Genomic DNA, 1,699 nt, shown 5'->3' on the forward strand with positions numbered 1-1,699 from the left:
GAAGGAAGGCGTGCTTATTTTTATAGGAGAAAGCATCCTTATCTGTGAAAAGATAAGGGTGCTTTTTTATATATAGAAAGAAAATAAAAGCGACAGGCGCAAATGACGAATGAAATCTTGTCCGAGGACAGATGCGGTATGCTTCGGATAAACAAAGAATAGTGCGAATTATATATACAAATGTCTTGCGGGGGGGGTACAACGGTGTTATAATCAAAATAACCAAAAAGAATAATCGATTATAGACAGGCATAGGTATATGGATTTTTGTAACTGTGTTCAGTTCACCTGCGGTGGGCAGGTCGTATAAACGAAGGGGGAATCATCCATGAAAAAGAACTTGGCGAAACATATCACACTCGGTATTATGGTCGGTACGATGTTGATGGGCAGTAGTGTTGCTTTGGCAGGTGCTATAGTGGCAAGCAGTAACTCACTTGCGGCAGGAAATGCAGCTGCAATGGCAGAAGACAGTATCGTTATCGGCTTCGGTGATGGTACAGGGAGTAGCGAGGACGGCAGTACTGCATTTGCAGAGGCTACCAATAGCGTCGTTATCGGTGCGCGTTCCAGTGCGGGTGCGCCTTTGCTTCCCGGGAATAATCCTACAGGTAGCAATAGTGTTGTTATCGGTGCTGACTCGCACGTTAATAGTTACAATAACGTTGCTGTCGGTGCAGGGATCAATTCTCTGAGTGGGTCTAATAATGTTATCTTAGGCTATGGGTCTTCTACGGGAGGCGGTTTCAGCAATGTCGTCAGTGTCGGCAGTGGAGTGGCTCCTGCAAATACAACTGATCCGACCCTTGCTCCGCAATACAGACGGATCATCAATGTGGCTGACGGTGTCAATGACCACGATGCGGCAACGGTAGGACAGCTCAATGCGGCACTTGCCAATGTATCGGGCGGTAATGTTGACTTGACTGATTATTATACGAAGACAGAAGCAGATGCTTCATTCATCAAGGCGACCCAAAACGGCAATGACAGCGTGATAACGAATGATGTCGTGATAGATACAGGCAACGCGAATACGATCACGCTTGATGCGGACGGTATCACCGTAGGTGATAATTCCACTCATATGGATGAAGAAGGCTTCTACGCTTCGGATAACGGTGTACATACGTATGACGGTGCCAATGCGGCTATGATGAAAGACGGCAGAATAAAAGGTGCGGGCGGTGCGTTCACAGTCGATACGAGCGGTAATGTGACGGCAACGAACTTGTACACGAAAGATGACGTTGATGGCTTGCTTGATGATAAAGCCAATGCGGCAGATGTCTATACGAAGACGGAAGCCGACAGCCTCCTCGATGCGAAAGCAGATGCGGCAACGACATTGGCAGGCTATGGTATCACCGATGCGTACACCAAGACCGATATCGACAGCATGATCGGCGGCAGTACGCAGGATATCAGCGCACTCGAGAGCAGAGCCGATGCAATGCAAGAGGATCTCAGCGACCTTAATGCAGAAGTCGTAAAAACGAACGATCACTTCAACGCCGAGCTTCAAAAGACGAATGACCATTTCAATACCGAGCTTGGTAAAACGAATCAGCAGGTCGTTGCCAATGCGCAAGGCATCGCGGCTAACAGCAGTGCTATCACAGGCCTCGATCAGCGCGTTACTTCGCTCGATGGTCGCGTAGATAAAGTCGGTGCAGGTGCGGCGGCTCTCGCGGCACTC

General features: G+C 48.6%; 1 protein-coding gene. It reads left to right on the plus strand.

Annotation, left to right across the window (positions count from 1 at the left end):
• Window positions 1-328: 328 nt before the first annotated feature.
• On the plus strand, window positions 329-1,699 hold a 1,371-nt coding region (locus IJN28_02810; GenBank protein ID MBQ6712703.1), incomplete at its 3' end, for a hypothetical protein.

It is taken from the genome of Selenomonadales bacterium, from assembly GCA_017442105.1.
Classification (GTDB): domain Bacteria; phylum Bacillota; class Negativicutes; order RGIG982; family RGIG982; genus RGIG982.